This window comes from Croceicoccus pelagius (assembly GCF_001661915.1).
Lineage (GTDB): Bacteria > Pseudomonadota > Alphaproteobacteria > Sphingomonadales > Sphingomonadaceae > Croceicoccus > Croceicoccus pelagius.
This window is the reverse complement of the sequence record NZ_LYWY01000012.1, coordinates 1-4994: the sequence shown is the minus strand read 5'-3', so window position 1 is coordinate 4994 and position 4994 is coordinate 1. Positions and strand designations below refer to the sequence as shown.

The window sequence follows — 4994 nt, the reverse complement described above, 5'->3', positions numbered from 1 at the left end:
ATCAGCGCCAGCGTCTCGTCCGTTTCCGGCACCGGTGCGTAGTAATAGGACGAGCGGCTGATAAGCAGCAGACGGCACTGCGCCGAGATCGACAAGCGATGGTGAGCAGGTTCGACCATTGCCCGCCTCCGATCCACGCTCATCGACCGAAGGCTTTTGCTAAAAAATCCCGCTCCACGACCAGTTGCCCGATCTTGGCGTGCAGCTTTTCCACCTCGCTCTCGCTGACGGCCCTGGCCGTATCGCCGGCGCCGGAGAAGGTGCTTGCCATCCCGTCGATGGCTTGGCGCTTCCACGATGCGATCATCGTGTGGTGGACACCGTGCTTGGCTGCCAGCTCCGCCAGCGTCAGGTCGCCCCGGATCGCTTCCAGCGCAACCTTGGCCTTGAAATCCGCGCTGTAGCGCTTTCTCGTCGTCTTCATTCCCGTACCAATCCATCAGGTCGGGATTAGCTTAGCATCCTGTCCAGGAAACCGGCACCACCTCACTGGAAACGAAGGGCAAGACATCGAACGACAACGACAGCGACGTATCGATTGTTGTGAGTTGGGAATTGCTTGATGCAACTATCTCGGCGGTCTGCGTCCATGGACAGGTGTACAACGAACGAGGCATCGACCTGCGTATTGAGGAAGGCCGGTCGCCTAAATTTTTCCCGGTGGATGAGTGGTCCGAACTTGAAGACCATGAAGACGAGGACGACGAAGAGGAATTTCGTGAGGTCCTGTCATATGAACTCTCCTGGATAACGAAAGACAGTTTGCCTCCGACAGTGGCAAGCAGACCGAAGAACCATCGGGATTGTAGGCAAATTGGCTGATGGCCACACTTGTAAGATCGTCGGGCACGGTTTCATTGGGTGCGACAGCCTTGGCCAGCTCGACGGCTCATCTCTAAAGCCGCCAGCCATGGAAATCGTCAGCCTTGAAGAGCAAATGGTGGAGATCGGCTAGGGTAGATTGCCGAGCGCTGACGACGGAGAAGCTTATCATGCCAATGCATCCAAACTTTGAAGTTCGCTGCCAAGGAGACGTGGAAGCCTCATTGGCAGCGGTAATGTCGGTCCTTCGTGTGATTCTCGAAAAGGAAGATGTGGACCTAGATCGCGGTCACCAACTTCTCACGAACGCAACAGGGGATGATATGAACCTACGCGCTCGTGCGAGATGGTTTGTAGATTGGATGGTCGGAAATCATGACACACAAGGCGAACGGCCCTGAGGCCTCAGTCATCCACCGACCAACTAAAATCCGACCAGTCCACCGCGTCAATGTCTGGATCGATGGCGCTTTCATCCTCCAGAAATGCGGGCGGCACCCTTGGGACATTAGGGACAATAGGACGCGGCACACCCCCAACAAACGTCTCTAAAGATCGACCGTGAACACGGCGAACACCAGGAACAGGGCGATAATCCAGAGGAACACCTTCGCCCGTGTCGGCATGGTGATAACCCTTCTCAGACTGCCTGGAGAGGAAGGCGGTCCATCAGGGCGGGCCGCCCCCCTCCGAGGAACGGTCCAGTCAGGTGTGCTCGTTCCTCTAGGTCCGAGTTGGTCAAGCATTCGGCACCTATGGCCGAAACGCTTGAAAGAGCGATTTGGTTCCTAACTGGCCATCCCTGGATGTGGTTGGGCGCAACCTTGATCTGGTGGTGGGGGAAAAGCTGCGCCCGAACGCAAGCTAACGAAACGCTCGCGCAATTGCGAAAGATTAATGCGGGGCAATGTCAGAGACTTGTCATAAAAAGAAGGCGGCCCCCACGCCGCCTCCCCGAGAACACTAAATAGACGGGCCTAGAGGCTCTCTCGGCTACTTGTCTGCTCAAGGTAGCCTGGAGCGAAAACTGGAAGCCTGAGGATTGGTTCCCTCATCTCGTATCCATCGTGAAACCCGCGGGCGGCGCTGGCATTCCGGCGAGCGTATTCTTCAACCCCGCCCCACAGCCCCCCCCCAGTGGCGGCGCTCCGTAATATCCGGGGAACGTCACATGCAGATGGTCGCCCTCACGAAGCAGTTGAGCCTTCGGATCGACCTTCTCTACCTGCCCCATGAGCCAGCCCATCCACTTGCCCGGGGGCGGCAATAGGTCAAAACTGGCCCCGTCCAGATGACGGCTGTTTCGCGCGGGAGTGTATCCTCTGCGGCGCATGTCAGCCTGATAGGCTTCGTCTCGATAGCCTGAGGTGATTTGCACGCCAGGAATCGCATCCTGAAGCTCACGATAGACATTGCGACCGCTGCTTTCGCCCACTATTGCGAAGCCCGGAGGCGGCGGAGGGGTCTCGTCGGCATTCTGCGACCCGCTGGCTTGACGGTCGCCGTCTCCACCCTTCGAAGGCAATGGATAACTGGGATCGTTCAGCACTTCGCGGGCGGTCTTCCTCGCGCGTGATATCGCTTGGCCAGCAGCCTTGCGCTTGGCCGCATCCGGCATCTTGGAATACTCCGCAGACCCGACAAGCGTTTGCAGTTCGTTGTAGGTCAGACGACCCGCAATCTCGTGGTAGCGGTCATATTCTTCCGGCGTGTAATCGATGCGCTCGCCGTTTTCGGTGTATTGCTTGCCCGGTGCGCTGACGCTTTTTCCGATGCGCAACATCTCGGCAATCACCGGATCGTTCTTAGCCTTGGACCGCCAGAACGGCGAGATCAGATCTGGCCCGAGGCTGTCGATCGATAGGCTCCCCGAAGATGTCCTGACGCGGGAGAAGGTCTTGCGACATTCCCGGAACACGCGCCTTGATCGCCTCGACAACGCTCTCTCGCTTGCGCGATACTGGATCGATCGCACGCGCTACGCCTGCAACGCCGGCAGGCATAGCCATCGAACTCGACGTGCGTTCTACCCAATTCCCTGCGTAGCGTCCGGAATCGGCCAAGCCTTCACGAACGATGAAAGACCCAACAACCATGTCTTGCTGGCTAGGTTGCCCATGATCGACGCGACCAGGAGCATTGCCTTGTCTTCCTGTTGCCGTTCGGTCAGCCCTGTAGGCAGTGTGGCCATATCGGCCGCAACGCCAATCGTGGAGGAGAACGGATCGAGGCGCGAATAGCTGACGTACCGTTCCCCGACCTTGATCGAGTAGGGCTGCCAGCCATCGGCATACATGAGGCGAGCCTTGGCAGGGTCAGGCGGCACCGCCCCGGTAATGCGGCCATCAAGCGCGGCCTCATACATCGCCATGGCAAAGCCAGTGCCCAGCATGACGCGGGCGATGGCCATATCCCGACGCTCGCCACCTGCAAGGAAGTCACGACGCCATTCCTGAAGCAGCGGGGCAGCCGGGGAGCGCTCTGTCGCAAACTTCATCAGGTTGATCGGCGTTCGGACGAACGACACGATGACTTTTCCTACAATGTTTCTGGACGCCATTCCGGAGACATTTCCGGCATTATGTAGCAAACGCACCAATGCGTAGATGGTTGTCTACGCTAGCGGTGCTGTGTGTCATCGTTTGTGGTGTATTATATCGGGAACGTAGCCCCGATACCCGCCTGCGTTACCGTATGTATAAAGTGGAAGCCTTGGCCACGGAGTACCGTGTATCCCGTTCCGATAGCTGCGAACAACAACGAACACAGCAAAGTCAGGCCATACATGGCCTGCTCAGTATGCGGTGCGTATTGGTGTACTAGGCCGTTCAAGCTGCAGCGAGAACGGCCTTAGCTCCTCCGATCATACCAACGCCAGCAACAGCAAGCTCACCAAGCGCGGGCAAACTGCCGCCAAAGGTTTCTCTTGTTGCGCCGACCAGAGCCACAGAAAGTGCCCCCATCCCTAGTACGACCGCGAGCCCGTGAGGACGGAGCAGGCGACGCGCGTTCGCTTTAGACATGTTCTGCCCTCCTTTCGTTATATCCATTGAGGAAAGTGTGAACCGCCCCGAGATTGCCGGAGGCCCCAACTCCTGAGAGGAAGGGTCTATGAGCAAGACGACGAACAAGTTCTCACCCGAGGTTCGCGAGCGAGCAGTCCGCATGGTTCTGGCCAGCGAGAAGGATCATCCGTCGCGCTGGGCGGCGGTCACATCGATAGCCGGCAAGTTCGGCTGTTCGGGCTACACGCTGCTCGAGTGGGTGAAGAAGTCCGAGATCGACAAGGGCATGCGAGCCGGAGTGCCGACCGAGCTGGCTGACAAGCTGAAGGCGCTGGAACGCGAGAACCGTGAGTTGCGCCAGGCCAACGAGATCCTGCGCAAGGCTTCCGCGTATTTCGCCCAGGCGGAGCTCGACCGCCCACTGAAGCGATGACGGCGTTTATCGACGAACACCGCGAGGAGTATGGGGTCGAGCCGATCTGCCGGGTTCTGCCGATCGCCCCATCCACCTACCACGAACGCGTCGCGCAGCGGCGCGATCCCTCGCGGATGTCGGCTCGTGCCCAGCGCGACCAGGCGTTGAAGCCCGAGGTCTTGCGCGTATTCGCCGAGAACTTCGGCGTCTACGGCGTGCGCAAGGTCTGGCGACAGATGAACCGCGAAGGCTTGAGTGTCGCCCGATGTACGGTGGAACGGCTCATGCGCGACCTGGGCTTGCAGGGCGTAATCCGCGGCAAGCCGGTACGAACGACCATCAGCGACAAGGCGGCGCATTGCCCGCTCGACCAGGTCAACCGACAGTTCCATGCGCCAGCACCGAACATGCTGTGGGTCTCGGACTTCACCTACGTCGCGACCTGGTCGGGGTTCGTCTACGTCGCCTTCGTGATCGACGTCTATGCCCGCTACATCGTGGGCTGGCGGGTCAGCAGAACAGCCCACGCCAGCTTCGTTCTGGATGCCCTCGAGCAAGCCATCCACGATCGTCGCCCGGTCCATTGTGGTGGCCTCATCCATCACAGCGACCGCGGCAGCCAGTACGTCTCGATCAAGTACACCGAGCGCCTTGCCGAGGCCGGGATCGAGCCATCGGTGGGCAGCGTCGGTGACAGCTATGACAACGCCTTGGCCGAGACGATCAACGGACTCTACAAGGCCGAGGTCATC

The 4994-nt window shown here is 59.2% G+C and carries 3 protein-coding genes, 2 pseudogenes and 1 other annotated feature; of the genes and pseudogenes, 2 read left to right on the top strand and 3 right to left on the bottom strand.

All coding sequences use genetic code 11. The annotated features are described in order from the left end of the window. Positions 1-424, bottom strand: a pseudogene (locus tag A9D15_RS02515) (transposase); the annotation flags it as partial. A 390-nt stretch (positions 425-814) separates the two neighbouring features. Between A9D15_RS02515 and A9D15_RS16700 the strand changes: the two are divergent. Next, positions 815-955, top strand: a complete 141-nt coding sequence (locus A9D15_RS16700) for a hypothetical protein (RefSeq protein ID WP_172807444.1) — start codon at positions 815-817, stop codon at positions 953-955. 918 nt (positions 956-1873) lie between these two features. On the opposite strand, the gene A9D15_RS02510 is transcribed toward A9D15_RS16700, so the two are convergent. Both A9D15_RS02510 and A9D15_RS02500 read right to left on the bottom strand, forming a co-directional pair. Continuing rightward, positions 1874-2740: a hypothetical protein gene (locus tag A9D15_RS02510; protein ID WP_156521624.1), complete on the bottom strand. Its 867-nt coding sequence runs from the start codon at positions 2738-2740 to the stop codon at positions 1874-1876. Positions 2741-2848: 108 nt separating this feature from the next. Then, positions 2849-3349 carry a hypothetical protein gene (locus A9D15_RS02500; RefSeq protein ID WP_156521623.1) on the bottom strand — a complete coding sequence of 167 codons (501 nt, stop codon included), beginning with the start codon at positions 3347-3349 and terminating at the stop codon, positions 2849-2851. Between the two features lie 584 nt (positions 3350-3933). Here A9D15_RS02500 and A9D15_RS02490 point away from each other — a divergent pair. Then, positions 3934-4994, top strand: a pseudogene (locus A9D15_RS02490) (IS3 family transposase); the annotation flags it as partial. Next, positions 4215-4331 (top strand) — a sequence feature (AL1L pseudoknot). It overlaps the preceding pseudogene by 117 nt.